The sequence below is a fragment of the Clostridium zeae genome (genome assembly GCF_017312485.1).
Lineage (GTDB): Bacteria > Bacillota > Clostridia > Clostridiales > Clostridiaceae > Clostridium_AR > Clostridium_AR zeae.
The window spans coordinates 1,326,506-1,351,958 of the sequence record NZ_BMBA01000001.1 but is presented as its reverse complement, the minus strand read 5'-3'; the positions used below and the strand labels follow the sequence as shown (position 1 = coordinate 1,351,958).

Below are 25,453 nucleotides of genomic sequence, written 5' to 3'. Positions count from 1 at the left end.
TGGAGTAATTATCTGGACATCATAAGCTAATTAATAATTCTATAAATATGCCAAGTTAAAAATGCTATTATTAGACATATGAAAGGAGTTTGTATGAAAAAGGTATTAATTATAGACGACACCAAGAATATTAGATCAATGCTAACAACTTGTCTTGAGATACGAGATTATGAGGTTATGGCAGCAGAAAATGGTATTGTAGCTCTAGAGATTCTAGAGAAGGCTGGAAAAGAAATAGACTTGATCTTTTTAGATATTAGAATGCCTGGACTCAGTGGTACAGAAGTATTGAAGGTATTGAGAGAAAAAAATATAAATAGTGCAGTTATCATAATGACAGCTTATGCAACAGTAAAAAATGCCATAGATTGTACAAAGCTTGGAGCTTTTGCGTATCTTCAAAAACCTTTCTCGCCAGATAGAGTTAATGCAATTATAGATGAAGTTGAAAATACGTATACTCCTAGTGAAGGAGAAGAGGGAAATTATAAAGAAAAGACTTGGAATGATGAAGCATATATAATTGAAGCAAAGGAAAATATTGAATTAAACAAATACAAGGAAGCTTTTGAAGTGTTGAAAAAAGCTTTAGCTAGTAATCCTTATAATAAAGAAGTTTACAAGCTAATTGGGAAGATAAACGAATTAGAAGGAAGCGAAGAAGAAGCAAACAGATTTTATGCAATTTCTGAATTGTTTTCGTGAGCATGAATTTGTTCATCTATAAAAATTAGACGCTGTTAACTTCAATAATACTTTTAAACATATCTAAAAATTAAATTTTATATGAGGTAAATATGAGTAATGAAACTGAAAGGGGAAAGCTTAAGATATTTTTAGGCTATGCACCTGGAGTTGGTAAAACTTATACAATGCTTAGAGAAGCAAATGAGATGCATGAAAATGGTGAGGATATTGTTATCGGCTATCTAGAGACTCATGGAAGAGCTGAAACGGAACAGCAAATAGGCAATTTATTTATTGTTCCTAGAAAAGAAATAGAGTATAAAGGGAGAAGTCTTGAAGAACTTGATAAAGAAGCAGTATTAAAACTCCATCCTAAATTTGTTCTTATCGATGAATTGGCGCACACTAATATACCTGAATGTAAAAATACAAAAAGATACGAGGATGTAGTAGAAATATTAGATGCTGGAATAAATGTAATATCTACATTAAACATTCAACATTTAGAGAGCATAAATGATGTTGTAGAGCGAATAACAGAAGTAAAAATTAGAGAAACAATTCCGGATAGTGTGTTAAGCTTAGCTGATGAGATAGTATTGGTTGACTTAACACCAGATGCGTTAATAAATAGGCTTTCAAGGGGCAAGATATATAAAAAAGATGTAATCACCAATGCATTAGGAAATTTTTTTAGAAAAGGAAATTTAACGGCTCTAAGAGAGATTGCTTTAATGGAAATGTCACTAGGAGCAAGCAAATTAGTACAAAATGTGGATGATGATTTTAATGTTACTCAATTTAGAGAAAATGAGTTCATTGTAGTTTGCGTTAGTTCAAATCCACTTGGGATAAATTTAATCAGAAGAGGATCAAGAATAGCTAAAACATATAAATGTAATTGGGTAGTAGTGGCTGTAGATTGTACTCATAGATTTGCTCCAACACCTTCAGAAAATGATAATAAGATTTTAGAAGGACATAAAAAATTGGCATTATCTCTTGGGGGAGAATTTACAATGCTTAAAGGTAAAAGTATCTCTGGAGAACTTAGTAAATTCATAAAAACAAGTAATGCTACTCAGGTGATAATTGGAAAAAGCAGACGGACTAAATTACAAACTTTAGTAAGAGGATCAACTATATCCAAACTTTTAAAATTTACTAGAAATGTAGAGTATCACATAATTCCTTATTAAAGATGTATCATTCTTATGTGAGATTAACAAATTAAACACATTTTATTTTAATGAGGTAGTATAATGTCAAATAAATTCACAAGAACAAGTCCAGAGATGGCATTAAGAATAGCTTCTAAAGAAAAAAGAGGTAAGTTGAAGATTTTCCTAGGTTATGCACCTGGGGTTGGAAAAACTTATTCTATGCTCAATGAAGCTAAAAGGAGAATCAAATATGGGCAAAACGTGGTGATTGGTTATATAGAACCTCACTATAGAAAAGATACTGAAAGAAATAAGCAAGGTATAAAGGAAATCCCTTTAAAAGAAATATCTTATAAAGGAAAGATATTCTATGAACCAGATATCGAAAAAATAATAGAATATATGCCGGAAACAGTTCTCATAGATGAATTAGCACATTCTAATGCTCCAACTAGTAAAAATTCTAAAAGATATGAAGATGTGTTAGAAATATTATCAAAAGGTATTAACGTATTAACTACCCTAAATATTCAGCATATAGAGACCTTAAATTTCCTAGCTTATAACATAACTAGAGTTGATGTTTCTGAAATAGTACCCTACGAAGTAGTAGATAATGCTGATGAAGTAATAGTAGTTGATGTTTCTCCAGAAGAGCTAATAAAGAGATTACAGGAGGGTAAGATTTTTAACAATAATTATAAAAATGCAACGGAAAATTATTTTCAAAAAAATACTTTAAGTGCCTTAAGATCTATTTGTTTAAAAGCTACAGCTGATGAAGTTGAAGATGACCTTTTTTCTTACATGCAACAAAAAAACATAACCTTAAACTGGCATGTAGCTGAAAGAATAATGGTATTTGTAGATTCAGAAGTTTCTTCCCAAAAATTAATAATAAGAGGAGAAAGGATGGCAAAGAAGTTTAATTCTGATCTTTTTGTTGTTTACTTAAAAAGAGAGAGCTTTTTTGATTTTACAAATAGCAAAAATACATCAATCGAAGAACGGTTAAAAGAAGTTTCTGAGAGTCTTGGAGCTAAATATTTCGTTATTCAAGAAAAAGAATATATAAAAACCTTATACAATTTTATTAAGGCGAATTATATCACATTTGTCCTTATAGGAAACAGCGAATCTATAAAGGGGAAATTTAAAAATTTCATTAAAATGTCTATGATTACAAAGTTGATTAAAAAGACAGATGGAGTAGAGTTTCATATTGTTCCTATTTAAAACGATTATGAAAATATATTATGGTGTGGTATTTGTTTTGACTTATAAAAATTGTAGAGCTAAATAGAAAGTAATAATCTACAGTGAATGAATTAAAAGGCGAGTATGTATAAATAATAATTAATATACATACTCGCCTTTTGTTATGCATATTAATTATTTAATGAAAATAAGTATTATTTGACAATTAAATTCTAATCGATTATTATTATCAATAGATATTTAATTGCGATTAGATGAAGTGAAAAGAGAAAGGCTATTTAATATTTATTATTTGATAAAGGAAGGTTTTATATGCGTACAGTTTCTACTAAGTCAGCCATCTGCGAGGCTCATAGTAAGTTGATTTTAGTTGGTGAACATGCAGTTGTTTACGGCAAGCCTGCTATAGCTATTCCATTTCCATTAAAGGTAAGAGTAATAATTCAAAAAGCGGTTGGGCCAATTATGTTTGAATCTTCTATTTATACTGGTCCTATTGACAAAATACCAGCGAAAATGGAAGGAATAAAAGCTTGTATAGAGGAAACACTGAGATATGCAAATCAACCTTTTGAAAATTTACGAATTAGAATTGATTCAGATATACCATTAGGTCGTGGACTGGGGTCTAGTGCAGCAATTGCAATTGCTATAGTTAGAAGTTTATTTTCTTTATTTGAACAAAAGCTTTCAAAGGAGCATTTATTTTCTCTTGTCCAAATTGCTGAAACTTATGCACATGGAAAACCAAGTGGAATTGATACGGTTGCAGAAATAAGCGAACATCCAATATGGTTTCAGAAGGAAAAAGAGATAGTTCCTTTGACTATAGGAAGGCCTTTATATATAGTTGTTGCTGATACTGGTAGAAATGGGGATACACATACCGCTGTTGATAATGTTAGAAAAAGATATGCTTCTGAAACTGCAAAAGTTCAAAATTCATTAGATGAAATAGCGAGAATTGTAGAGTTAGCAAGGGAAGCTATTCTTAATGGCGATATATATTTACTTGGGGATTTGCTTTATCGTAATCAAGAAGAACTTAAGATTCTTGGTGTCAGTGATGATGAATTAAATCACTTAATAGATATAGCTAGGAATGAGGGGGCTCTAGGTGCAAAGCTTACAGGAGGAGGTTTAGGTGGATGCATGCTAGCTCTTGGGAAAAGTTTAGAACATGCTGAAGTGATAGCAAAACGGTTGATGGATTCAGGAGCTTCTAATGTATGGTATTTTTCAACTGAAGAAAATATCTTGTATAGTCCAAAGTAGTAAAAGAGGTGATTTTGATGAAGGCTACGGCTATAGCCAATACTAATATTGCACTAATTAAATACTGGGGAAAACGGGATGAAACACTTTTTTTACCTATGAACAGTAGTTTATCTATAACCTTAGATAGTTTTTTTACTGTAACAACTGTTGAGTTTTGCAAAAATTTTGATAAGGATGTATTCTTTCTTAATGAACTACAGGCAACCGATAAAGAATCAAATAAAGTTTTTATCTTCCTCAATAAAGTAAGGGATCTTGCAGGGACTAACTTACATGCTAGGATATGTTCTGAAAATAGGGTTCCAACAGCAGCTGGTTTCGCTTCCTCTGCATCAGGCTTCGCAGCATTAGCTGCAGCAGCAACAAGAGCCCTTGAATTACAATTAAGTGAAAAGGAGTTATCAATGCTTGCTCGTCAGGGGTCAGGTTCTGCTTGCAGATCAGTTTATGGAGGATTTGTTGAATGGCAAAAAGGTATACAAATTGATGGAAAGGATTCTTTTGCAAAACAGATTTTAAGTGAAAAATCTTGGGATATTAGTATTCTTTCAGTGTTATTAGTTGCGGAGCCAAAAAAGGTGTCTAGTACAGAAGGGATGAAAAGAACCGTTAAAACTTCGCCTTTTTATTCAGGTTGGCTTAGTACTGTTGAAAAAGATCTTGAGGAAGCAAAAGAGGCAATAAGTTCTAGAGATTTTGAAAAGTTAGGAATTATAGTTGAAGCAAATGCAATGAAGATGCATGCAACAATGCTTGGAGCAAATCCACCAATTTTATATTGGCAAAAAGGAAGTATTGATGTAATTCACCATATTCATAAACTAAGATCAGAAGGAATTTATGCTTACTTTACAATTGATGCTGGACCAAATGTTAAAGTTCTATGCTTACCTAAAGATGAAAAGATAGTATATGAATCACTGTTAAGCTTGACTGATGTACAAGAGGTTATTATATGTCATCCAGGATCTGGAATTAAGTATTTGGAATAGGTAGGAGTTGAGTATGATGGAAAATTTAAATAATAGAATAAAGAAATCATCTACTAGTGATGATTTAAGAACTAATATTGAAGTGTGGGAAGACCTTGTTTCTATAAAAGAGCTTATTCTATCTCTCGTAATTTGCAGTGTTACTGCATTTGGTGGATATTTTCTTGCTCCTAAAGAACGCCCTAAACAACTATTTTTAGGCTTACTGGGAGCAATAATTGGATTTGTGATTTGCAGTATTATAATAAAGCCGAAAAGAGCATTTATAGAAATATCACAGGAGGATTAGTATGACTACTACTTTAATTTTACAAATGATTTTAGCAGCTGTTATTGCTGCAATTATATACACTATTATTGGTGTAGCACCAGGTACAGATGAAACTGCAACTATTGCTCCAGTAACACTGGTGTTGGTTTTATCAGGACTACAGCCAGCTGTAATATTATCTTTCTTTATCTCAGCAATAGTAGCAAGCAAATTGACTGATGCAATTCCAGTTTCTATAGCGGGAATCCCAGCAGGAGTTATGTCAACCCCAATGATAGAACATGCTATGGTGCTCAAGAGGTTTGGATTAACTGATACAAGTATTAGAAAGATGGCTTCAGGTTCTATTATTGGGACAATCGTTTCAGTACCAGTTAGTTTGTTACTAGCTCATGCATTAATTCCATTTGCTACAGTAATAAAGCAATATGGAGATCCAGTATTTTTTGTTGGAGCAATATTTTTAGCGTTGATGAGCAAAAATAAATGGGGAGCGCTTGTAGCTATAGTACCATTTGCTTTGTTAATCCAAGGACTTCGTCATCTTTATTGGGGGATGGGGGTAGTTCCTAAAGGCACTAATGTATCTATTTCTTTCTTCTTAGGAATAACAATAGGACCTGTTATTTTAACTCTATTTGAACTTTTAAATAAAGGAAAAAGAGATAACCTTGAAAGATTTGATAAAAAGAAAATTTATTTCAAAAAGGCTGAAAAAATTAAAACGGTTCCTAACCCATTTAAGATCCTAACAAAAAAAGAGACTATTTATAGTGCTATAACCTCCTTAATTGGTTCAGTGACCTTTATATTAAGTCCTGTTGGACTAACAACTTTCTTAGGAGAGCTGTTTTCTAGTCGAACTAAGGATCCAGTTGCTAAAGCTTCTCTTGCCATTTCCTGTATGGAAGCTTTAGCACATGCAACATATATTTCTGGAACATTGATACCACTTATTGCGCTGGGTATACCTCTATCACCAATGGCACTTGGACCAGCAAATCCACTTTTTAATGCTCCACCAGTTTATACATTAAAGAATAATATGCATCACCTATTATCTAATTCAGACTATATATGGGCAACTCTTATCGGTGCTATAGTAGCATTAGCGATCACATATTATATTACTGTAAAATATTCTGAGCAGATTTGCAGATTTGTATTTACCAAAATACCACATGAGGCAATGTTAGGTCTATTCTTTAGTTTAGTATTATTACTGGCTTATATGGATGCAGGGTTTATAAATGTTGCAGGAGTTTTATTAATAGGGATAGTAGGGGGAATTCTATATAGACTAGGAATCAATTATGGGGTTCAATTCATGGTACTGTACTCAGCACCATGGATTATAACAAAATTAGTAGGTATTTAAGCGGAATAGATCTCCCAGTTCTAGTCTACAAAATTTAGTTGCTGATTATATTAACTATTAATTGAAACTAAATTACTTAGTTAGATATTATTTGTAACTGGTGTATCTAATATCTTAATGGAGGAATTAAAATGTCTTATCTAAATTATAAAGTAAGAGTCCCGGGTAAGCTTATGGTTGCAGGTGAATATGCTGTTTTGGAACCAAATCAGAAATCTGTGGTAATTGCAGTTGATCGGTATGTAACAGCGAATATTCAACCATCCAAGGAAAATAAAATCTCTATTCCAAAGCTAGGGGTAGAAGATATTGCTTGGGAAATAAATGAAGAAAAGGTTCAATTTAATATTGAAGATTCGAGGCTAAACTTTATCGAAAACTCAATCTCGGTGGTGAATAGATTTTTACAGGAAAAATCTATTGATGTCATTCCATTTGAATTGCAGATTAAAAGTGGACTTGATGATCCTTCAACAGGTGAAAAGTATGGACTAGGTTCAAGTGCAGCAGTTGTAGTTGCTGTAATTTCAGCTATGTTAGCACTATATAGTGATGGAAAAGAGCAGCCTTCGCTTGATCAAATCTTTAAACTTTCAGCAATAGCTCATCTAAAATCACAAAAAAGTGGTTCAGGAGCCGATATTGCTGCTGCAGTTTATGGAGGTTGGCTTGAATATTCAGCATTTATGGGGAAATGGGTATTAAGTCAATTAGATCAAGGAACAAAACTAACGGAAATGATACAAAGTGACTGGCCAAACTTATCTATTAGAAAAATAACTCCTCCAACTTTACTTAAGTTAGCTGTTGGGTGGACAAAATCATCAGTAGCTACTGGGCCTATGATTAGGAAGATAGAAAATTTTCGTGAGCATAATTTAGAAGCTTATACCCAGTTTCTAATAGAAAGCTCTATTGCAGTGGAAAGACTGATAAAAGGCTTTGAGGTGGATGATTGCATAGAAGCGATTAATGCACTTAAACAAAATCGTAAAGCGCTTCAGAAGTTAGGTGATAATGCTAGAATTGATATTGAAACAGAAAAGCTGAAAGTCTTGTGTATAATTGCAGAAGAGTTTGGAAGTGGTAAATCGTCAGGTGCAGGAGGAGGAGACTGCGGAATTGCTTTTCTAAAAGATACCATCTATATGAAGGCTATGTATGAACAATGGAAAAATGCTGATATTAGTCCTTTAGACTTAAAGGTGTCTGAACTGGGATTATTTGTAGATGATATGATTGAGAAGGATTTTTAAGATAAAGAGAAATTCAAAAGGCCAATTAATGGCTTGATAGTTTCTCTACAATGATAAAACCATATCTTATAAGTTTATTGAAAAAGATTATATACTAAAAAAATAGCAGAAAAGATCTATAGTATAGATTGTAGATCATTTTCTGCTATTTTAATTAGGAACTAAATACGAACAAAGAAATACTTTTGTGAACATATGTTCGCTTGAAGTTTATAAATTAACCAGTTGCTTTAAAGGCTCATAGGGAATCTCTAAACAACTGGCGATTTGTTCTAGGGTCATCTCTCTTAATTCAACTTTGTCAAAAGAGATATCGCTTAGTTTAAATGCAAAATAGTTTGCTTGTTTTTCTAGTTTGTGTATATTAGAATATAGAAAACCTGCTGATAAAATACCAGTGTGGCATAATGCGTGACCTAGTTCATGCTTTAATACAAATTCCTTTAATGGATTTTCAAGTTTATTACTTATAAAAATTATTTCTGCACCGTTAAAGTGTCTGTAATAAAAAGCTTCATGACCATTAAGTATGATACTAGATGGATCCAGTCCTCTAATCTCTATTTCTAGACAGTCACATAGTTCGTAAACATCTCTCGTACCATACTCATCGACTAACCCTAATACAATGTTATCTATCCATTGCATCCTCATCACCTCTTTATCCAATGTTACTTTTTATATTTATGACTAATTAGCTCAAATTGATGTAACAACTCGTTAGCAAATTCTATAATCTCTTCATCTGACATCTTATTTATATCATAACCTCCAAAGGCAGCCATAGAAGGGAGTTTTAGAAGATACTCAGTGGCTTCCTTGGCAGTAGTGAATTCTTTATTTTCTTTTTCGGTTTCTTCATTCCAACCCATTAAATATGAAGGTGTAGTTTTTAAAGCTTTGGAAACTAAATCTAATTTATCTATAGCTAAATTCTTAATAAAACCTGTTTCGTATCTTTGCCAAGTTGACTTACTTATTCCAGTTAAATCTTGCATATCCTGATAGGATAATCCCAATGCTAATCGTCTGTTTTTGATTCTATCTATAACGTTACTAAGATCTTTATCATTCATTTTTTTACTCCTCTTTAAGCCTATGTGGATTTACCACTTTGTTTATATCTCCAAGTTCTGATTTCAAAAATTATATGAGCTTCGAAGATAATTTTTAGCTTGAGCTAATATATCCTCATATATATATTATAAAGTGTTTTTTCATATATGCAACGATATTTTTATAAAAAATAAAAAAATGTTGCATATATGACTTGATTTTGAAAAACAAACCATTTATAATAAAATCATCCCAAAAATGCAACGAAAGGAGAAATTATAATGCAAATCAACAAATTAAAAGCACGAATGATTGAGCAAGGATATACACAAAGAAGACTAGCAGATAGCATGGGAATAACAGTACAAACGCTAAATTCCAAAATTAATGGAAGGTCAGTATTTTCATTGAATGAGGCAATATCCATAAGTAAAATCTTAGATATTAAAAATCCAGAGGAAATTTTTTTTACAAGTACATCTCAAAAATGCAACGATATGAGTTAAGTAAACTTGAATTAAAGTTCATAGCTGTAAAAATAAGGGGGGGAAGTAAAGCACTTTATTAAAAAATTATAAAACATAAAAATATAGGATTAAATTTTTAAATAGTATGAGAAAGGATATTTAAGCATGGGAAAAATGATGTTGTTTTACCTAGAAGTAGGTAGAGAAGTTGAGAGGCTAACGGCTAAAGGATTAGAGTTTAATGCAGCATTAAGAGAAGCAAAAGAAACCTACAAAATAAAAAAAGAGTTGCCTAAGCAACTAAAAAAATAAAATTAAAAACCAAATTTATTATATTTCAAAAAATAAATATTTACAAGGCATAATTGTACAGTCTTTTTATAAATAGAGAAAAGAAAGATATTATATATAGAAAAATGGAAGGCAGGAATAATATGCTGAAACTAGAAAAGAATTTTAAAAATGACCCTGAGGTACCTCATGAGTTAGATATTGATGTGGATATGGTATCAATAGCTTTTGAAGTTCCTTATGAATTTGATATAAAACTTTTATTACATGACAAAACGTGGACAAGCCTAGAAGATGAATACCATAGACTTCGAGGTGAAGCTACCTATGAAGAAGTTGAGGACAAACTTCTTAGCTTTGAGGTTAGAATTGAAGAGTTAGAAGAGAAACTACAACAGCTCAATAATTACTTTAGTTAGGAGATAAACAGGGCAAGACCGCAAAAATTATAATAATAATGAAGTTAATACTAACATTAATATCCAAAGTAAATAAAAGGAATGTAAATTAGATAAAAGTAAAAAAGATAATAGGTAGTCTCAAGAAGTTAAGACTGTAATTTATAAGAAACAAAAATACTTTATGGATTATAAGCAAAGAGATTATTACTATGATCAGTTAGAAAGAAGATTATTAGGATGGGACAAATAATTAAGGAGTTGATATTTAATGAAGAATGAAGAGTTATTTAAGAAGCTTGAAGGAACTTTATATAATTATGAAAATATGGAAAAGGAAATTGAAAACCTGCAGCTAGAAATAGAAAGCATTAAAAATGAATATACTGGGTGCGGAGCTATAACCTATGAGGAAAGAACTGGACCAACCAATAAATTCAATTCAAGTGTGGAAAATGAAATCATATATAAAGAAAAGATGATAAATAATCTAAACAAAATGATTGAAGGTCGGAAGATTACTTTAAAGAAAATCGATAATGCTATCAATAGCAATGTACTCACCGATGTGGAGAAGGATTTGATTTATAAAAGGTATATAAAAGGACATGGAAGAGATTCCTGGTGGAAAATAGCTGTCGAATTAAATCTTACAGAAGCCAGAATATATCAATTAAGAGATAGTTCAATAAATAAGCTTGTTCCCATAGTGTACGTAGGACTTGTAGGGTAAAAACTATAGTAAGTATAGAGTATTAGCTATATTTTATAGGTGAAAATATGTGTTAAACTATTATTGTGGAATAAGGCAGGAACAAAGAATAAATAAAAAAATTATATGCTTTATTTTAAAAGCACTCATTTAATTGGGTGCTTTTATTCTACTAAAAAGGAGGTGGCATTAATGGCCAAATTAACAGCCAAACAGAAAGCATTTTGTGACGAATATTTAATCGACCTTAATGCTACTCAGGCGGCAATTAGAGCAGGATATAGTCCTCACTCAGCATCAGATATAGGATGTGAAAACCTTAAGAAGCCTTATATAAAAGAGTATATAGACAAAGCTATGGCAGAAAGATCTAAAAGAACTGGAATAAATCAAGACAGAGTTTTGAGGGAGCTTGCAAGACTAGGTTTTGTTAATGCCAGTGATTTAATTGATGTAGATACAGCTGAAGTAAAAAATAATATCAGCAGGGATGATGCAGCAGCTATAGCTTCTATCAAGGTTAAGATAACACCTACAGAAGATGGAGAAGAGATAATTGAAAGGGAAGTAAAACTCTATAACAAAACAAAGAGTTTAGAACTTCTAGGTAAACACTTAGGCTTATTTACTGAAAAGATAAAAATTGAAGGAACAGTACCTGTTAAAATAGTGGATGATATAGATGAAGGCTATTAACTTAAGATCTATAATAGCACCTAGTTTTTACGAGGCTCACAAACACATAAAGAGAAGGCTTCATACTCATTACTGGTTTAAAGGCGGTAGAGGTAGTGCGAAGTCCTCTTTTATCTCTATAGAAATAATCCTTAACCTGATGAAGGATTCTCTTAAGGGGGAGATTACCAATGGAGTAGTGTTTAGAAGGGTTAAGGATGTACTTAGAGGTTCTGTTTTTGAACAGATGCTATGGGCCATAGAAAAACTAGGCGTTAATAATGAATGGGAAGTAAATTATTCTCCTCTAAAATTAACTTATAAGCCAACAGGTCAAGTGATTCTTTTTAAAGGTGCAGATAATCCTAAGAAGCTTAAGTCCATTAAAGTATCTAAAGGCTACCTAAAATATATATGGTATGAAGAAGTAGATGAGTTTGAGGACTACGATAAAATAAGGAACATCAATCAGTCATTAATGAGAGGTGGTCCTTATTTTTTTGTATTCTATTCCTTTAACCCGCCAGAAAGTCAGAAAAATTGGACCAATATAGAAGTGCTTGAAGAGAGAAAAGATAAATTTGTTCATCATAGTACTTACTTAATGGTTGAAAAAGAATGGTTAGGAGAGCAGTTCATAATTGAAGCTGAGCATATGAAAAAGGTTAATCTAAATAAATATGAGCACGATTACCTAGGCCGCGTTACAGGTAATGGAGGAGAAGTATTTAGAAACCTAACTATAAGAGAAATAACGAAGGAAGAAATAGAAGTATTTGATAGGCTGAAGAATGGTTTGGATTTTGGTTATGCTGCAGATCCTTTGGCGTACTTACTTATGAACTATGATAAAACCAGAAAAAGACTATACATCTTCGGTGAAATTTATAAGGTTCAGTTAAGCAACAGTAAAGCAGTAGAGGAAATAAAAAAATTGAATCCTTCTAATAAGAGAATAACAGCAGATAGTGCAGAACCAAGAACTATAAATGAATTTAAAAAGTTAGGGCTAAATATAGCTGGCGCTAAAAAGGGTCCTGATAGCGTAGAGCATGGTTTAAAGTTCTTAAGCGAAGAGCTAGAAGAAATAATAATTGATCCAGTTAGATGCCCAAATGCTAAAAGAGAATTTCTTGGATACGAGCTTGAAAAAGATAAGGTGGGTAACTTTAAAGGGGAGTATCCTGATAAAAACAATCATACTATAGATGCTGCTAGATACGGTATGGAAGATGAAATTAATAATAAGAAGTGGTTAATTTAGGAGGTGAAGGAAGTTGTTATTAGATGTACTTTCAGAAAATAGCAGCTTAGCTGCTAGGGCCTTAGATAAGGCTATATTACAAGATAGAAGTTCAGAGTTTAAAAGAAAAGCCAGTTTAGGATTGAGTTACTATAAAGGTGAACATGAAATCCTAAATTATAGGCTTTTTTATTTTGATGCAAATGGTGTACTTAAGGAAGATAAGTATAAATCAAATGTAAAGATTCAGCATCAATTTCACACAGAGCTTGTAGATCAAAAGGTTCAGTATCTATTATCTAATCCAATAGAGGTTATAGCAGAAGAGGAAGAATTTCAAGAAAAACTTAAGGAGTATATTAATGAAGAATTCCATGAGCTGCTTCAAAATGCTCTAGAGGGTGCAAGTAATAAAGGTTTTGAGTATGTATATGCATACAAAGATGAAAATAATAAAATATCCTTTCAAATAGCAGATAGTTTAGGGGTTATCCCTGTTTATGATGAAGTTTATAACAGCAGACTAAAAGCTATAATCAGATACTATGATGCTGTAGCTTATGACAATGACAATGAAGTTATTATAACTAAAGCAGAGGTATGGACAGATAGTGAGGTCACTTACTATAGTCAGGATAAAAATAGACAAGGTTTTAAGATGGATATGGATATAAAGCCAAATCCTAAGCCTCATATAATATTAGAAGATGATAAAGCTATTTATGATGGCGGAGGCCTTGGATATATACCGTTTTTCAAACTTGAAAATAACAAATATCAAAAAACAGATTTAGATCCAATCAAATCACTTATAGATGATTATGACTTAATGGCCTGCAGTCTTTCAAACAATCTACAAGATTTCCAAGAAGCTATATATGTAGTTAAAGGATATTCTGGTGATAGTTTAGAGGAGCTTACAACTAATCTAAAGACTAAAAAGACTATTGGAACCGATGCAGAAGGTGGACTAGAGGTAAAAACCATAGATATACCAACAGAAGCTAGAAAAACTAAAATAGAACTGGATAAAGAAGCTATCTATAAATTTGGTATGGGTTTTGACAGTAGTCAGTTAGGTGATGGAAACATAACCAACATAGTAATAAAGTCTAGATATGCATTACTAGATTTAAAGTGCAATAAGGCAGAAACAAGACTAAGAAGGTTAATTAGAAATTTATTAAAGGTAGTAGTGGATGATATTAATTCTAGGTATAACACAAGCTATGATTGTAATTCTATTGAGATAAATCTAGTAAGAGAAACCATGGTAAACGAAGACTCAGTAGTTGTCAATGAAAAGACTAAAGCAGATACTAAAGGGGTGCTTATAAACAATGTACTTCTCGCAGGGAATACTATAAGTAGTGATACTAAGCTGAGACTTTTATGCGAGATCCTAGATCTTGATTATGAAGAAGAGAAGAAAACTTTAGAAACCCAAGAACCTTATGTAGATATGAATGCTCTAAGCGACCAGTTAATCAGCAAAGCTAATTCTGGTGGTGATGTAGTTGAGTAAATATCACGAAGAGCTTTTGAAATTAGCAGAAAAGGATGAAGATAGCACTAAAGCTTTACTTATGAAAGCTCATGTTTCAGCCATAGCTGATATGAAAAGCTCAATTGGAGATTACCTTCAAACAAATGAAAATATCCCTTTTGCAAAGCAGCTGGAGCTGAAAAAGATAGACAAGCTTTTAGATCAAATGAATGATATCTTAGGAAAGCTTTATGATAAAAACTATAACTCTATAGCTACTTATGGTAAAAGTACTCTTAACCGTGAATACTTTGGAGTTTTCTATGAAGTTGAAGGGGTATTAAATAGTGAACTTAATTTTGGTGGGCTAAAGGAAGATGAGATTAAAGAAGTCCTAGAAGCACCAGTAGCAGGTCTAAAACTCTCAGAAAGGCTTTATGATAAGCATCTAAATGAAATAAAACTAAAGGTAAAAGGTGCTGTAACAGAAGGGTTAATCAATAATAAAGGCTATGGAGAATTAGCTAAAAATCTAAGTGATATAGGAAATTCTAATTACAATAACACTGTAAAAATAGCTGTAACTGAGGCAGGAAGGATAAAATCCTTAGCAAAACAAAAAGGCTTAGAAGAAGCAGTAAAAAGTGGAGTTAGTTTAAAGAAAAAATGGATTGCAGTTTCAGATAAGAAAACAAGAGTAGATCACCAACAATTAAATGGACAAGTAGTTGATATAGATGAAAAGTTTCACTTACATGGCTATTCAACCTCTCAGCCTAGATTATTTGGAGTGGCTAAGGAGGATATAGGTTGCAGATGCGACTGTGAGACAGTGGTGGAAGAAGATTCTGTTATAGCTGAAAATAATAAGGTCTCAGAAGTTAAGAAGTATGATAATTTTGAACAGTGGTATAAGGATAGAGTAAATAATAATGAAAGATTAGATGATGGCAAATCTAGTAGTACTTCAATTAAAGATAAAACTGCTTCTGCAAATAAACAAGATAATGAAGGGCTTTTAGAGAAAGATGGAATTAGGTATAATGATATTGGAAATGTAGCCAGTGTTTTTGAACATAAGTATGGTAAGCTTATACAAGTTGAAAGGTTAAAATATTACGAAAAATTGAAAGAAGGCGTAATCGATGATACTGCATGGAGCAAATTAAGTAAATATGCTGATGAAAATGATGTTAACTTAAATAGTATTTCGTGGGATGAAAAAATGTCGATGATAGAGAAATTTAAATCTGAGATAATTGCGGATTTGAACTCTATGCGATATGTTAAAGATAATTCTAATGAATTATTAAAATTATCTGATGTTAGGCTGGATGATTGCATAAATAATGGATATAATCCTGAAGATTATTATAGAATACTAAATGAAGATAAAAATAATAGAACCCCAGATGATTACTTAACATCGTTAAAAAATACGAAATTGACCGAAAATTGGAGAGAGGCATTTTATGGTAATGGCAGTAGTGTTGTAATTAGTTATATGCCTAAAGATGCTTATAATAATTTTGTTTTAGGATATGGAACAATTGGTAGACCAGGTGAAAAAGGTGGACAGTTCGTACTTCCACAAAAAATTGGTGATTCAATTGAAAGTAAGTTAGCTAATCTAGGGTCTATTTCAAATTCTAATGAAGAATTTAAAGTGCAACTCGCAAAAGAATTAGGCTTGCCTGAAGATGTATTTGCTAATGGTGTAGTAAGAGTGGAAATTCCATTAGATGGGGATATTAATTTACACATTGTAACTGGAGTTGAGGATGGTTGTAATTATCAATGGATTCCAGGTGGAAAGACATTAGGAGGAACTACTGAAGGTATAATTAGGCAGATTACTAGGGATAAAGATATGGAGCTGTTTAGAAAAATCACAGATAATGTAAAAAAATGATTTTTAAAATAAGGAGAGATATTAATATATGAATGAAAAATTAAACAGACAGGGGCTAGTTCTTGCAATTGATAGGAATGAATTAGATGAATTTTTAAGTGGAAGTGGAATGTATAGACTTGGCTATAATTCATATGCTCCTGGTAGCACAATGCTAAATTTATCTCCTGCAATGAAATCTATTTATGATTATTATATTGATGAACCAGAAAAAAGGGTAGATTTAGAGTTAGAAAAAACATTATTAAATTGGTTAACTTGGAAATCAGGAGTTGGAGTATTTGCTGTATTTTCTGTTTTAAGTTATCAATTAAAAATGGAACAAAGTGATAAATCACCATTTAATATAAATAAAGATAAAATTATTATAGCATTAAAAGAGGCGATTAATATATATAGTGATAAACTGAAAAATATTAAGAGATATGAAGGCGTGTCGTTAAACGAGGGGCTATGGGAAGCTATGCAAATTGAAGATAAAATGAATATTGATAATTATGGAATAAAGATATTATAAGGTATTAAATTCATGGAATGATACATTACATTTCAAATGATATAATTATGAAAATAAATATTTTTACAATAAAATGAGTTAATTCATAACAAGTATTCTATATAATGTCATACAACACAAAAAGATTAATTAACCTAAAATAGAAAAACTAGAAAAGAAAGCACAAAGTAAAAACTATAGTAAGTATAGAGTATCCACTATATTTCACAGCCCAAAATCTGTGTTAAACTATTATTGTGGAATAAGGCAGAAATGAACAAGTAATAAAAATTTAATAGTTATATTATTTTCTATGTAAGCACTCATAAGTTTGAGTGCTTTTATTATACCCCAAATTAAATATATGTAAAGAATAAGGCTTTAACTTAATTAAATAAAGTCTGGTTCTTATAATATTCCACCACATCTTTTTATAACTATTGCAGATGTAAAAGAACAAAGGTTGAAACCTAACTTGGACACATACCAAGTAAAAAAGTGTATTAGGAGGGAAAGTAGATGGACTTAAAGGAATTGTTAAAAGCTCAAGGGTTAAATGAAGAAATTGTAAATAAGATAACTTCAGCAATGAAGGAAAATAAGGTTTACGCAACTTCAGAAGAAAATGCTGATATAAGGATTTTGAAGCTTAAGGAAGAAAGAGATCAAGCTCAGAATGACCTAAAAGAAGCAAATAAAACCTTAAAAGAGCTTAAGAAAAGTAATGCTGATATCGAGAGTCTTCAAAGCACCATATCAAAATATGAGGGAGAGATGAAGGATCTTGAAAAAGCAAGAACTAAAGATAAGAAGGAATTTGACGTAAAAAGTAAGCTTAAGGATGCTGGCTGTAAGGATATAGATTATATACTCTACAAACTAGGTGATATTGAAAATCTGGATGTAGAGAAGGAACTTGATGTTAAGATAAAAAAGCTTAGAGAAAGTCATATAGATTTCTTTAATAATCAACAAGATTTAGTAAAACAACAACAAAGACAAGATCCTAAGGTTATTGTAAACAAGCTTCCAGGATTGGAAGGTCAGGTAAAGACCTTTAGCAAGGAAAATGTTTCAAGAATGTCTCCAAAGGAGATTAACGCTAATTGGGATCTAATAAAAGATTTAGATTTAAGTAAATAAGAGAGGATGATGTTAAATGGCAGTATCAAATTTTATACCAACAATATGGGAGGCTAGATTAATAGCAAATTATCACAAGGCATCTGTTGCTGATGTGGTTACAACTCCACCAACTGAAATAAAAGGAAACAAAGTTATATTTAATAATGTAGGCTCAGTGGCAATAAAGGATTATATAGGAGAAGTTCAATGGGATGACTTAGAGACTCCTACTGTTGAGATTGACATGGATCAAAAAAAATATTGGGCTATAAAGCTTGATGATGTAGATAAGATTCAAGCAGCAGGAGAGTTAATTGATGCCCATACAGCTGAAGCTGCTGCAACTCTAAACGAACTTATAGATACTCATGTTCTTTCAAAGGTAGCATTAGGTGCAGGAAAGAAACTAGGTGCTAAGACTGTAAATGGAAGCAATGCTTATGACTTGCTTGTAGATATGGGAACTGAGCTGAATAAGAGGAAGGTGCCAAAGGTTAATAGATATGCAGTTATTAACTCTGACTTCTTAGGCTTACTATCAAAGGATGATAGATTTGCTAAGCAGCCAGTAACTTTAGAAAATGGAGTGGTTGAAGGTCAGATTATAAATGGCTTCCAGCTTATAGTATCTGAAGAACTACCTGTTAACGCAGGAGCAGTTACAGTTATAGGGCTTTATAAAGGTGCAACAGGTCATGGAAAGCAGCTTGAAGAAACAGAAGCAATGAGACTTCAAGGAGCTTTTGCAGATGGTATGAGAGGTCTTTGTGTACATGGCACAGGAGTTATTAAAAAAGAAGGCATAGTAACTGCAGAAGTGACTATACAAAATGCAGCTGCTGGAGCTTAATATGTAATTTATTTGCCCTTCAGCTTTAGCACATGTAGTTGGAAAGAAATATGGGCAAAAAAATTAGTAAGAAGCTTCACACTAGCATTTGCATAAGGTGGTGATTAGTTGATAATTACTTTAGATAAAGCAAAGAAATTAATACCTGTAGATGATACATCAAAAGATTTTGAGCTAGAAGAAAAACTTAAAGCTCTAGAGATAATGGTAAGAAACCTAACGAACAATAAATTTCTAGATAATAAGATAAGAAGTTATAAAAAACTTAATTTTCAAGTTGAAGGCAATGTTATCTCAGGAAATAATTTTTTGAAATTAGGCTTTAGACAAGGCGATTCAATAGATATAGATGAATGTTTATTAAATAAAGGCATCTTCACTATATCAGAAGTAACAGATACTTATATAAAGGTAGATGAAGCTATACTGGAGGAGCAAGGTTCTGCACTTGTAACTAAGATAGCTTATCCTTATGACTTAGTACAAGGGGTAATAAAGTTAATACAGTATGATCTTAAAATGGCTGACAAGTTAGGGATTAAACAGGAAAGCATATCAAGATATTCAGTGACTTATTACGATGTGAATTCTACTGAAAGCATAGAGGGATATCCAGCAGTTTTAATGAAATTTTTAAACAAGTATAAAAAGCTGAGGTGGGCTTAATGAATTTTGATGATTGTGATCAATACTCAGTTTGCGTTATAAATAAGCTTGAAAATGGAATTGGGGGATTTATAGAGGTTCCGACAGAGTTGTTTAAAGTTAAAGGATTTTTAGATCTTCTAAGTGGAGAAGAAAAAACAACTAATAATTCTTTTATGGAAGAATCTACTCATATCTTCTTAACTGAGTATATAGAAGGTATAAAAAGAAAAGTACATTATATCAAGGATGAGCAGGGCAACAGATATGATATCACTTTGGTAGATGATCCAATGAAGTTTCATAGGCATCTAGAAATATACTTAAAGTTCATTGGTGACAAGTAATGTTTCAAGATAACTCTGATGCATGTAAAGAAGCTATAAGGCAGGTACAAGTAAAGTGGCTTAAGGAAGTTGGAGAATTATTAGTGAGCGCCATAAAACCACTGGTTCCAGTTGATACCTCAAAACTTAAAAATTCAATTTCATACAAGGTTAATGAAGGTGATATGTCTGTAATAATAGGTACTGGGGAAGATTATGCTATATATGTTGAGTTCGGAACTGGTGAATTTGCAGAAAATGGGCAAGGGAGAAGAGGCGGATGGGTATACAATGATCCCATAACAGGAGAGAAAATATTTACCTATGGCGAACATCCTAAACCTTATATGAGGCCAGGATACAGAGGTCAGAAGAAAAATATACAAGCTTTACTAGAAAAGTGCCTAAAAGATATTGGGGCTAATGCTAGTATAGGCTTTAAGAAGGTGAAATGATGATACCTTTTTTGGAAGAATTAAATAAAGAATTTAAAAATTTATGCTCTGAAAGTTATTTAGAATATAATACCTCGGAAAGTGTCAAATATCCATATTTGACCTATTCACTTTCCAGTGAAAATTTAGAAGATCAAGAAGGCTTTTATATTGATGTAGATATATTTGATGATTGTGGAGCAAACACAATTGAATTAGAAAATTTAATGCATGATATAAAGCAGCACTTTAAAAGTAACTATATACTTACTGATAAAGTGCTGCTTCAGTTTAAGTATAATACTACAAGAAATATTCCAACTGGTTCAGAAATGATTAAAAGAAGGAATATTCAATTATATTGTAAAGTTGATTGGAGGAAATAATAAATGGCAACAACAGATTTAAAAACTACAGGATATAGCTCAGACACAGCAAAGCATTACTTACTTGATGCAGGGGCTATTTTTAAGAATGTAAAGTATGATAGCACATCAAAAAAATATACAGGTGATCCATTAGGGGCTACTGTAGGTGGAAGTAAACTTAATATTGCAATTGGTTTAAGACAACCAGAAGTTGATGGTTTATTAACTGAGGTAAAAGGCAATGATGTAATCGAAAGTGTGAAGGCTACTTTAGAAGGGACTTTAAAGGAATGGAAGAAGGAAAATATAGCTAGTGCCTTATTTGCTGATATTAAAGATGCTGATGGAACAACAGCTCCAACTGGTTATAAGATAATTACAGGAAGAAATAAGGTTTTAGATAGTGATTATATATCCAATATAGCTTATGTAGGGAAAATAGCTGGAGAAACTAACCCAGTTATAATAATTCTTAAAAATGCTTTAAATACTGCTGGGCTTTCAGTAGAAACTAAGGATAAAACAGAAGCTGGAATACCAATAAAGTTTGAGGCTAGAGCTGATGCGGACAAACCTGAAGACTACAATGGTATATGGCAGATCATATATCCAGAAACAATAACAACTTAGACTAGGAATTAATTCCTAGTCTTTTAATTTAGGAGGAACCATGGAAAATATTAAATTAGAGATGAGAAAGTTAAGTGGTCAAGATTTATTTCCTATGATGAAGATTTTAGCAAAGGTTAAAGTCAAGGATATGATTCTTGATTTCATAAAGAAAAGAGCTGAAGTAGCTAAGAAAAGCCAAGAAGCCTTAAGTGTAGAAGATAGTGAAGGAACTAAAGAGTACACAGAAGAAGAAAAGATGGAGATAGGTATGGAGCTGTTTGCAGATATACTAAATACAACTATGTGTAACTTAGACTTAGCAAAAGAAGATATAAATCTATTATTATCTTCAGTATGTACTGTAGATGTAAAAGATATTAGAGAGCTTGGAATGCTTGAGTACACAAATCTAGTTATGGAGTTCTTTTCTAAGGAGGAACTTGTTGATTTTTTCAAATGTATTGCTTCATCCAACGTGTTTCAGAGTTTAAGATAAAGGATTTATTGTTTAAAAGATATGCAAATGTAAATGAGCTTTTAGAGACCTTTAATGATTTTGGAGACCTAAGAGATTATTTGCTTTCATTATTAGATAAATCCATGGATGAAGAGATGTACGAATATTATATTCATAAATCAATTTTGTCTGATATAACTTATCAAGACTTTAAGGACAAGATAATAAATCAGATAAATGCATCACAACTGACAGCTAAGGATGTAGACGAAATTATGGAAGATGCCTTTAAATATATAGAGCCAAGGAGGTGATATTATGGGAATGATGGAGCTATTCACCATGGGAGGCAGAATAGTAACCAATGCTGATGAGGCACATGAAGGTTTAGATAAGGTTACTAATAAAGCTAAAGAAAGCGAAGGTAAAATGGGCAGTGCCTTTAAACGAATAGGAAATGCTATTGTTGAAGCCTTTGATGTAGATAAGGTAATAGATTTTGGTAAGAAGATGGTTGAAACAACTGCTAATATCCAAGCTTTAGATTCACAGTTCACTCAAACCTTTAAAGGTGATCAAGCTAAAGCTATGGAGCTTATCACAAAACAAGCTAAGGATCAAAATATATTTGTTGATAGACTTAAAGGAACATGGTCAAGCTTTTATGGAACCTTTAGAGGAAATGGGGCTAATGCTAATGAATCATTGGATTTGACAAAAAGGTATATGAAGTCAGCGGCAGATGCAGCAGCATATTATGATACCTCTCTTGAGGATGTAGTTGGAAGCCTAAAATCAATTACTATGGGAAATTTTGAAGCAGGAGATGCTATTGGAGTCAATATCAATGCAACAAAAATGGATACTATTGCAAAAGAAAAGTATAAAAAATCCTGGGAAGATCTAAATGATACTCAAAAGGAGTTTTTGCTAATAGACACAGTGGAGGGAATCTATAAAAATTCAGGGGCAATGGGGCAGGCTTCTCGTGAAGCTAGTAACTATTCAAATGTGGTTGAGAATCTGAAAGCTACTTGGGAGAGATTCATATCAGTATTTGGAGCTCCTGTACTTGATGTGGTAGTTGGAGTGTTAAAAAATATAACTGATACAATTCAGCAACTTACAGCTAAAGCTCAGAGCTTTAACCTAGGTACCTTTATGTCACAATTGTCAGATGCAGGAGGAATAGCTGGAAATTTAGGAAATACTATAAATAGCTTAAAGAATATTTTCTTTACATTAAGGGATGGGTTTATAGAAATAGTCTCAGATATTACGAAAACAGCTCAAGATTGGTATAACAAGAATCAAAATACCATTAATAAAATTATTCAAACCTTTAACGATTGTTTAAATGTAGTGAAAGGGATAATACAGGATAGTATAAAATTAATAATGAATATATGGGATGCTTTTGGAGCCCATATATTAGATGGAACAGCAAGTTCTTTACAGACTTCTTTAGAATGGATACTAAATATTCTTACAATTCTTAGAGAAGGCTTTTTTCAGTTAGTTTCAGCCATAATTAAGACCGCTGAGGATTGGTTCAACAATAACCAAGATACTGTTAATAGGATTATTCAAATATTTAATAATTGTCTTACTATGGTTAAAAGTATTATACAAGATGGAACAACTATAATAATGGCAATATGGAATACTTTCGGTAAATACATTTTTGATATTGCAGTAGCCTATTTAGGGTGGATACTTGAAAAAGTTCAAGCTGTACTTCTAATTATAAGTGGAGTATTTCATGTTGTTGCATCATTAATAAAAGGCGATTGGCAAGGAGTATGGGATGGCATTAAGGCAATCTTGTTTGGTGCATTAGAATATTTATATATGCTAATAATTGAGAAACTAATTGGAGCAATAGTAAATCAAATAAAAGGCTTTGGTAGCAAAGTTTCAGAAGTTTTCAGCAGCATAAAAAATTATATTGCAGAAATTTGGACTAGCATATCTAGTTCTGTCTCTGGTGCGGTAGAAAGAATTGCAGCTAAACTTGAAGGAACCTTCGGGGGACTAAAAGGTACTGTATCAAAAATATGGAGTGGAATAAAGGATGCAATATGGTCACCAATATCTGAAGCAGAGCAATTGTTACAAAAGTTTGTTGGTAAGGTAAAAAGTTGGTTTACAGATTTATTTCCTAAGATTAAGCTGCCACATTTTACTTTAAGCGGAAGTATAGATCCACTAAAGTGGTTTACTCAAGGAGTTCCAAAGTTAGGTGTTGAATGGTACGCTGAAGGAGGAATAATGACTAAGCCAATGGCTTTTGGTATTAATCCAACTACTGGCAATGTGATGGCTGGAGGCGAGCCGAGTACAGGAGGAGAAGCAATAATGCCTCTAAATAAGCTTCCAGAATTAATGGCAGAAGCAATAAGAAAAGTAGGTTTTGGAAATAATATTGTTCAAGTCATGCTTCCTGATGGCAGAATTTTAGCCGAGCTAGTAGCGGAAAATCAAGATGTAATTGATAGATATAATAGCAGAGAATTAGGAGGGAGCTTTAAGTGATAACAAGCCTTATATTTAATAAATGTGATAGTGTTAAGGACTTTGGATTATATCTAACTGAACGACCTTCTATACCATTAACCCTTGAAGATAGTGAGAGTATTACTATAGATGGGCGAAGTGGTACATTAACAAGGAGTTTAGGAACATATAAGGATAAAACAATACCTTGTAAGTTTCGAGTGATTTCAAAAGAAAATTTTTATAGAAACCTAGACAGAATAATAGAATGGTTTAACTATATAGAAGATAATAATCTGATTTTTAGCTTTGATGAAGAAAGAATATACAAAGTTAAAAAAGTAAATTGTAGTGATAATATAACGCAGCAATTAGATTTATATGGGGATTTTGAGGCTAAATTTATATGTGAGCCTTTCAAGTATCAAGTGAATGAAGATTTTATTACGCTAACAAACAATAGCACTATATATAATGTAGGAAACGTATATAGTGAGCCTTATTATAAGGTGTATGGTACTGGAAATCTTACTTTAACCATAAATGATAATACTATATTTTTGAATAATATTAATGGATATATAGAATTAGATGTTTTAAAGGGATTAGCTTATAAAGATATTTATAACTATAACTATATGGATAGTACTAACGGAGAATTTAAGGATCTACAATTACAAAGAGGTAAGAATACTATTAATTTAAGTAGTAATGTGACAAAGATAGAAGTAAAACCAAGATGGAGATTTTTATAATAGAGAGGAGATATTAAATTATGAGTATGAGCAATTATTTAGAGGATAAATTACTAAATTTAGTGTTAAGAAACACAGCTTACACACAACCTACGACAGTTTATTTAGCGTTATACACAAGTGATCCAGGAGAGGCAGATTCAGGAACTGAGGTAAGCGGTGGAGCTTATGTAAGACAAGCTATAACTTTTGGAGTACCTTCTTCAAACACTGTAAGTAATACAAATACAATAACTTTCCCAGTAGCAACAGCTTCTTGGGGCACAGTAACTCATGTAGGAATAAGGGATGCTGTATCAGCAGGCAATTTGCTATTTAGTGCAGCTCTAGGAACTAGCCAAGCGGTTGGAGTTAATAATCAGATGATATTTAACGCAGGGCAAGTAACGGTTAATTTAGATTAAGG

General features: G+C 32.1%; 31 protein-coding genes. 29 read left to right on the top strand and 2 right to left on the bottom strand.

The genetic code is table 11. The features are described 5' to 3' along the window. Positions 1-93 precede the first annotated feature (93 nt). The 8 genes from J3477_RS06320 (at position 94) to J3477_RS06285 (ending at position 8,243) form a co-directional block, all read left to right on the top strand. Positions 94-705, top strand: a complete 612-nt coding sequence (locus J3477_RS06320) for a response regulator (RefSeq protein ID WP_206868804.1) — start codon at positions 94-96, stop codon at positions 703-705. Between the two features lie 92 nt (positions 706-797). Further along, complete coding sequence (locus J3477_RS26250) at positions 798-1,886, top strand: sensor histidine kinase KdpD (protein ID WP_206868803.1); 1,089 nt, start codon at positions 798-800, stop codon at positions 1,884-1,886. Positions 1,887-1,949: 63 nt separating this feature from the next. Further along, the gene (locus tag J3477_RS06310; RefSeq protein WP_206868802.1) at positions 1,950-3,086 is read left to right on the top strand and encodes a sensor histidine kinase KdpD; all 1,137 of its coding nucleotides are present in this window, start codon (positions 1,950-1,952) and stop codon (positions 3,084-3,086) included. Between the two features lie 294 nt (positions 3,087-3,380). Next, positions 3,381-4,343, top strand: coding sequence for a mevalonate kinase (gene mvk, locus J3477_RS06305; RefSeq protein WP_206868801.1), 963 nt, complete (start codon positions 3,381-3,383; stop codon positions 4,341-4,343). Positions 4,344-4,360: 17 nt separating this feature from the next. Continuing rightward, a complete protein-coding gene (gene mvaD, locus J3477_RS06300) occupies positions 4,361-5,338 on the top strand; it encodes a diphosphomevalonate decarboxylase (protein WP_206868800.1) in 978 nt (325 codons plus the stop codon). Between the two features lie 13 nt (positions 5,339-5,351). Beyond that, a complete protein-coding gene (locus tag J3477_RS06295) occupies positions 5,352-5,627 on the top strand; it encodes a hypothetical protein (RefSeq protein WP_206868799.1) in 276 nt (91 codons plus the stop codon). Between the two features lies 1 nt (position 5,628). Further along, positions 5,629-6,987: a tripartite tricarboxylate transporter permease gene (locus tag J3477_RS06290; RefSeq protein WP_206868798.1), complete on the top strand. Its 1,359-nt coding sequence runs from the start codon at positions 5,629-5,631 to the stop codon at positions 6,985-6,987. A 131-nt stretch (positions 6,988-7,118) separates the two neighbouring features. After that, positions 7,119-8,243 (top strand): phosphomevalonate kinase, encoded by a 1,125-nt coding sequence (locus tag J3477_RS06285; protein WP_206868796.1) that lies wholly within the window; start codon positions 7,119-7,121, stop codon positions 8,241-8,243. A gap of 210 nt (positions 8,244-8,453) precedes the next feature. On the opposite strand, the gene J3477_RS06280 is transcribed toward J3477_RS06285, so the two are convergent. Both J3477_RS06280 and J3477_RS26075 read right to left on the bottom strand, forming a co-directional pair. Beyond that, positions 8,454-8,891, bottom strand: coding sequence for an ImmA/IrrE family metallo-endopeptidase (locus J3477_RS06280; protein WP_200265984.1), 438 nt, complete (start codon positions 8,889-8,891; stop codon positions 8,454-8,456). A 23-nt stretch (positions 8,892-8,914) separates the two neighbouring features. Next, complete coding sequence (locus tag J3477_RS26075; protein ID WP_228731219.1) at positions 8,915-9,319, bottom strand: helix-turn-helix domain-containing protein; 405 nt, start codon at positions 9,317-9,319, stop codon at positions 8,915-8,917. Between the two features lie 261 nt (positions 9,320-9,580). Here J3477_RS26075 and J3477_RS06270 point away from each other — a divergent pair, with 261 nt between their 5' ends. The 21 genes from J3477_RS06270 (at position 9,581) to J3477_RS06170 (ending at position 25,451) form a co-directional block, all read left to right on the top strand. Continuing rightward, positions 9,581-9,805, top strand: a complete 225-nt coding sequence (locus J3477_RS06270) for a helix-turn-helix transcriptional regulator (RefSeq protein ID WP_206868795.1) — start codon at positions 9,581-9,583, stop codon at positions 9,803-9,805. A 126-nt stretch (positions 9,806-9,931) separates the two neighbouring features. Next, entirely contained in the window at positions 9,932-10,078 is a 147-nt protein-coding gene (locus J3477_RS06265) for a hypothetical protein (RefSeq protein WP_206868794.1), read from the top strand. Between the two features lie 122 nt (positions 10,079-10,200). Continuing rightward, positions 10,201-10,476, top strand: coding sequence for a hypothetical protein (locus J3477_RS06260; RefSeq protein WP_206868793.1), 276 nt, complete (start codon positions 10,201-10,203; stop codon positions 10,474-10,476). A gap of 250 nt (positions 10,477-10,726) precedes the next feature. Continuing rightward, on the top strand, positions 10,727-11,188 hold the full coding sequence (locus tag J3477_RS06255) for a DUF722 domain-containing protein (protein WP_206868792.1): 462 nt from the start codon (positions 10,727-10,729) through the stop codon (positions 11,186-11,188). 171 nt (positions 11,189-11,359) lie between these two features. After that, positions 11,360-11,863: a terminase small subunit gene (locus J3477_RS06250; RefSeq protein ID WP_206868791.1), complete on the top strand. Its 504-nt coding sequence runs from the start codon at positions 11,360-11,362 to the stop codon at positions 11,861-11,863. Next, positions 11,850-13,106: a PBSX family phage terminase large subunit gene (locus tag J3477_RS06245; protein WP_206868790.1), complete on the top strand. Its 1,257-nt coding sequence runs from the start codon at positions 11,850-11,852 to the stop codon at positions 13,104-13,106. The genes J3477_RS06250 and J3477_RS06245 overlap by 14 nt, the downstream gene beginning before the upstream one ends. A gap of 13 nt (positions 13,107-13,119) precedes the next feature. After that, the gene (locus J3477_RS06240; protein WP_206868788.1) at positions 13,120-14,610 is read left to right on the top strand and encodes a phage portal protein; all 1,491 of its coding nucleotides are present in this window, start codon (positions 13,120-13,122) and stop codon (positions 14,608-14,610) included. Further along, positions 14,603-16,483, top strand: a complete 1,881-nt coding sequence (locus J3477_RS06235; RefSeq protein ID WP_206868786.1) for a phage minor head protein — start codon at positions 14,603-14,605, stop codon at positions 16,481-16,483. Before J3477_RS06240 ends, J3477_RS06235 begins: the two co-directional genes overlap by 8 nt. Positions 16,484-16,511: 28 nt before the next feature. Continuing rightward, a complete protein-coding gene (locus J3477_RS06230) occupies positions 16,512-17,000 on the top strand; it encodes a hypothetical protein (RefSeq protein WP_206868784.1) in 489 nt (162 codons plus the stop codon). 498 nt (positions 17,001-17,498) lie between these two features. Continuing rightward, entirely contained in the window at positions 17,499-18,122 is a 624-nt protein-coding gene (locus tag J3477_RS06225) for a phage scaffolding protein (protein ID WP_206868782.1), read from the top strand. Between the two features lie 16 nt (positions 18,123-18,138). Next, the gene (locus J3477_RS06220) at positions 18,139-18,954 is read left to right on the top strand and encodes a phage major capsid protein (RefSeq protein WP_206868780.1); all 816 of its coding nucleotides are present in this window, start codon (positions 18,139-18,141) and stop codon (positions 18,952-18,954) included. A gap of 108 nt (positions 18,955-19,062) precedes the next feature. Then, on the top strand, positions 19,063-19,620 hold the full coding sequence (locus tag J3477_RS06215; RefSeq protein ID WP_206868779.1) for a hypothetical protein: 558 nt from the start codon (positions 19,063-19,065) through the stop codon (positions 19,618-19,620). Beyond that, positions 19,620-19,946 carry a phage head completion protein gene (locus J3477_RS06210; RefSeq protein ID WP_206868778.1) on the top strand — a complete coding sequence of 109 codons (327 nt, stop codon included), beginning with the start codon at positions 19,620-19,622 and terminating at the stop codon, positions 19,944-19,946. The genes J3477_RS06215 and J3477_RS06210 overlap by 1 nt, the downstream gene beginning before the upstream one ends. Beyond that, positions 19,946-20,380, top strand: a complete 435-nt coding sequence (locus J3477_RS06205; protein WP_206868777.1) for an HK97-gp10 family putative phage morphogenesis protein — start codon at positions 19,946-19,948, stop codon at positions 20,378-20,380. Before J3477_RS06210 ends, J3477_RS06205 begins: the two co-directional genes overlap by 1 nt. Beyond that, entirely contained in the window at positions 20,377-20,745 is a 369-nt protein-coding gene (locus J3477_RS06200; protein ID WP_228731218.1) for a hypothetical protein, read from the top strand. The genes J3477_RS06205 and J3477_RS06200 overlap by 4 nt, the downstream gene beginning before the upstream one ends. A gap of 3 nt (positions 20,746-20,748) precedes the next feature. After that, positions 20,749-21,357 (top strand): hypothetical protein, encoded by a 609-nt coding sequence (locus tag J3477_RS06195; RefSeq protein WP_206868776.1) that lies wholly within the window; start codon positions 20,749-20,751, stop codon positions 21,355-21,357. A 40-nt stretch (positions 21,358-21,397) separates the two neighbouring features. Continuing rightward, positions 21,398-21,835, top strand: a complete 438-nt coding sequence (locus J3477_RS06190) for a hypothetical protein (protein WP_206868775.1) — start codon at positions 21,398-21,400, stop codon at positions 21,833-21,835. A gap of 8 nt (positions 21,836-21,843) precedes the next feature. Next, positions 21,844-22,110 carry a hypothetical protein gene (locus J3477_RS06185; protein WP_206868774.1) on the top strand — a complete coding sequence of 89 codons (267 nt, stop codon included), beginning with the start codon at positions 21,844-21,846 and terminating at the stop codon, positions 22,108-22,110. A gap of 4 nt (positions 22,111-22,114) precedes the next feature. Further along, positions 22,115-24,331 (top strand): phage tail protein, encoded by a 2,217-nt coding sequence (locus J3477_RS06180; RefSeq protein WP_206868772.1) that lies wholly within the window; start codon positions 22,115-22,117, stop codon positions 24,329-24,331. Beyond that, positions 24,328-25,047, top strand: coding sequence for a distal tail protein Dit (locus tag J3477_RS06175; RefSeq protein ID WP_206868770.1), 720 nt, complete (start codon positions 24,328-24,330; stop codon positions 25,045-25,047). Before J3477_RS06180 ends, J3477_RS06175 begins: the two co-directional genes overlap by 4 nt. A gap of 20 nt (positions 25,048-25,067) precedes the next feature. Beyond that, the gene (locus tag J3477_RS06170; protein WP_206868769.1) at positions 25,068-25,451 is read left to right on the top strand and encodes a phage tail fiber protein; all 384 of its coding nucleotides are present in this window, start codon (positions 25,068-25,070) and stop codon (positions 25,449-25,451) included. The last annotated feature ends 2 nt before the right edge of the window (positions 25,452-25,453 follow it).

Coding starts and splice junctions, on each gene's coding strand:
- J3477_RS06170 (WP_206868769.1), top strand. CDS start 25,068: ATGAGTATGAGCAATTATTTAGAGGATAAATTACTAAATTTAGTGTTA.
- J3477_RS06310 (WP_206868802.1), top strand. CDS start 1,950: ATGTCAAATAAATTCACAAGAACAAGTCCAGAGATGGCATTAAGAATA.
- J3477_RS06250 (WP_206868791.1), top strand. CDS start 11,360: ATGGCCAAATTAACAGCCAAACAGAAAGCATTTTGTGACGAATATTTA.
- J3477_RS06190 (WP_206868775.1), top strand. CDS start 21,398: ATGGAAAATATTAAATTAGAGATGAGAAAGTTAAGTGGTCAAGATTTA.
- J3477_RS06230 (WP_206868784.1), top strand. CDS start 16,512: ATGAATGAAAAATTAAACAGACAGGGGCTAGTTCTTGCAATTGATAGG.
- mvk (WP_206868801.1), top strand. CDS start 3,381: ATGCGTACAGTTTCTACTAAGTCAGCCATCTGCGAGGCTCATAGTAAG.
- J3477_RS06285 (WP_206868796.1), top strand. CDS start 7,119: ATGTCTTATCTAAATTATAAAGTAAGAGTCCCGGGTAAGCTTATGGTT.
- J3477_RS26250 (WP_206868803.1), top strand. CDS start 798: ATGAGTAATGAAACTGAAAGGGGAAAGCTTAAGATATTTTTAGGCTAT.
- J3477_RS06225 (WP_206868782.1), top strand. CDS start 17,499: ATGGACTTAAAGGAATTGTTAAAAGCTCAAGGGTTAAATGAAGAAATT.
- J3477_RS06245 (WP_206868790.1), top strand. CDS start 11,850: ATGAAGGCTATTAACTTAAGATCTATAATAGCACCTAGTTTTTACGAG.
- J3477_RS06210 (WP_206868778.1), top strand. CDS start 19,620: ATGAATTTTGATGATTGTGATCAATACTCAGTTTGCGTTATAAATAAG.
- J3477_RS06280 (WP_200265984.1), bottom strand. CDS start 8,891: ATGCAATGGATAGATAACATTGTATTAGGGTTAGTCGATGAGTATGGT.
- mvaD (WP_206868800.1), top strand. CDS start 4,361: ATGAAGGCTACGGCTATAGCCAATACTAATATTGCACTAATTAAATAC.
- J3477_RS06205 (WP_206868777.1), top strand. CDS start 19,946: ATGTTTCAAGATAACTCTGATGCATGTAAAGAAGCTATAAGGCAGGTA.
- J3477_RS26075 (WP_228731219.1), bottom strand. CDS start 9,319: ATGAATGATAAAGATCTTAGTAACGTTATAGATAGAATCAAAAACAGA.
- J3477_RS06195 (WP_206868776.1), top strand. CDS start 20,749: ATGGCAACAACAGATTTAAAAACTACAGGATATAGCTCAGACACAGCA.
- J3477_RS06200 (WP_228731218.1), top strand. CDS start 20,377: ATGATGATACCTTTTTTGGAAGAATTAAATAAAGAATTTAAAAATTTA.
- J3477_RS06295 (WP_206868799.1), top strand. CDS start 5,352: ATGATGGAAAATTTAAATAATAGAATAAAGAAATCATCTACTAGTGAT.
- J3477_RS06270 (WP_206868795.1), top strand. CDS start 9,581: ATGCAAATCAACAAATTAAAAGCACGAATGATTGAGCAAGGATATACA.
- J3477_RS06260 (WP_206868793.1), top strand. CDS start 10,201: ATGCTGAAACTAGAAAAGAATTTTAAAAATGACCCTGAGGTACCTCAT.
- J3477_RS06255 (WP_206868792.1), top strand. CDS start 10,727: ATGAAGAATGAAGAGTTATTTAAGAAGCTTGAAGGAACTTTATATAAT.
- J3477_RS06290 (WP_206868798.1), top strand. CDS start 5,629: ATGACTACTACTTTAATTTTACAAATGATTTTAGCAGCTGTTATTGCT.
- J3477_RS06320 (WP_206868804.1), top strand. CDS start 94: ATGAAAAAGGTATTAATTATAGACGACACCAAGAATATTAGATCAATG.
- J3477_RS06180 (WP_206868772.1), top strand. CDS start 22,115: ATGGGAATGATGGAGCTATTCACCATGGGAGGCAGAATAGTAACCAAT.
- J3477_RS06220 (WP_206868780.1), top strand. CDS start 18,139: ATGGCAGTATCAAATTTTATACCAACAATATGGGAGGCTAGATTAATA.
- J3477_RS06265 (WP_206868794.1), top strand. CDS start 9,932: ATGGGAAAAATGATGTTGTTTTACCTAGAAGTAGGTAGAGAAGTTGAG.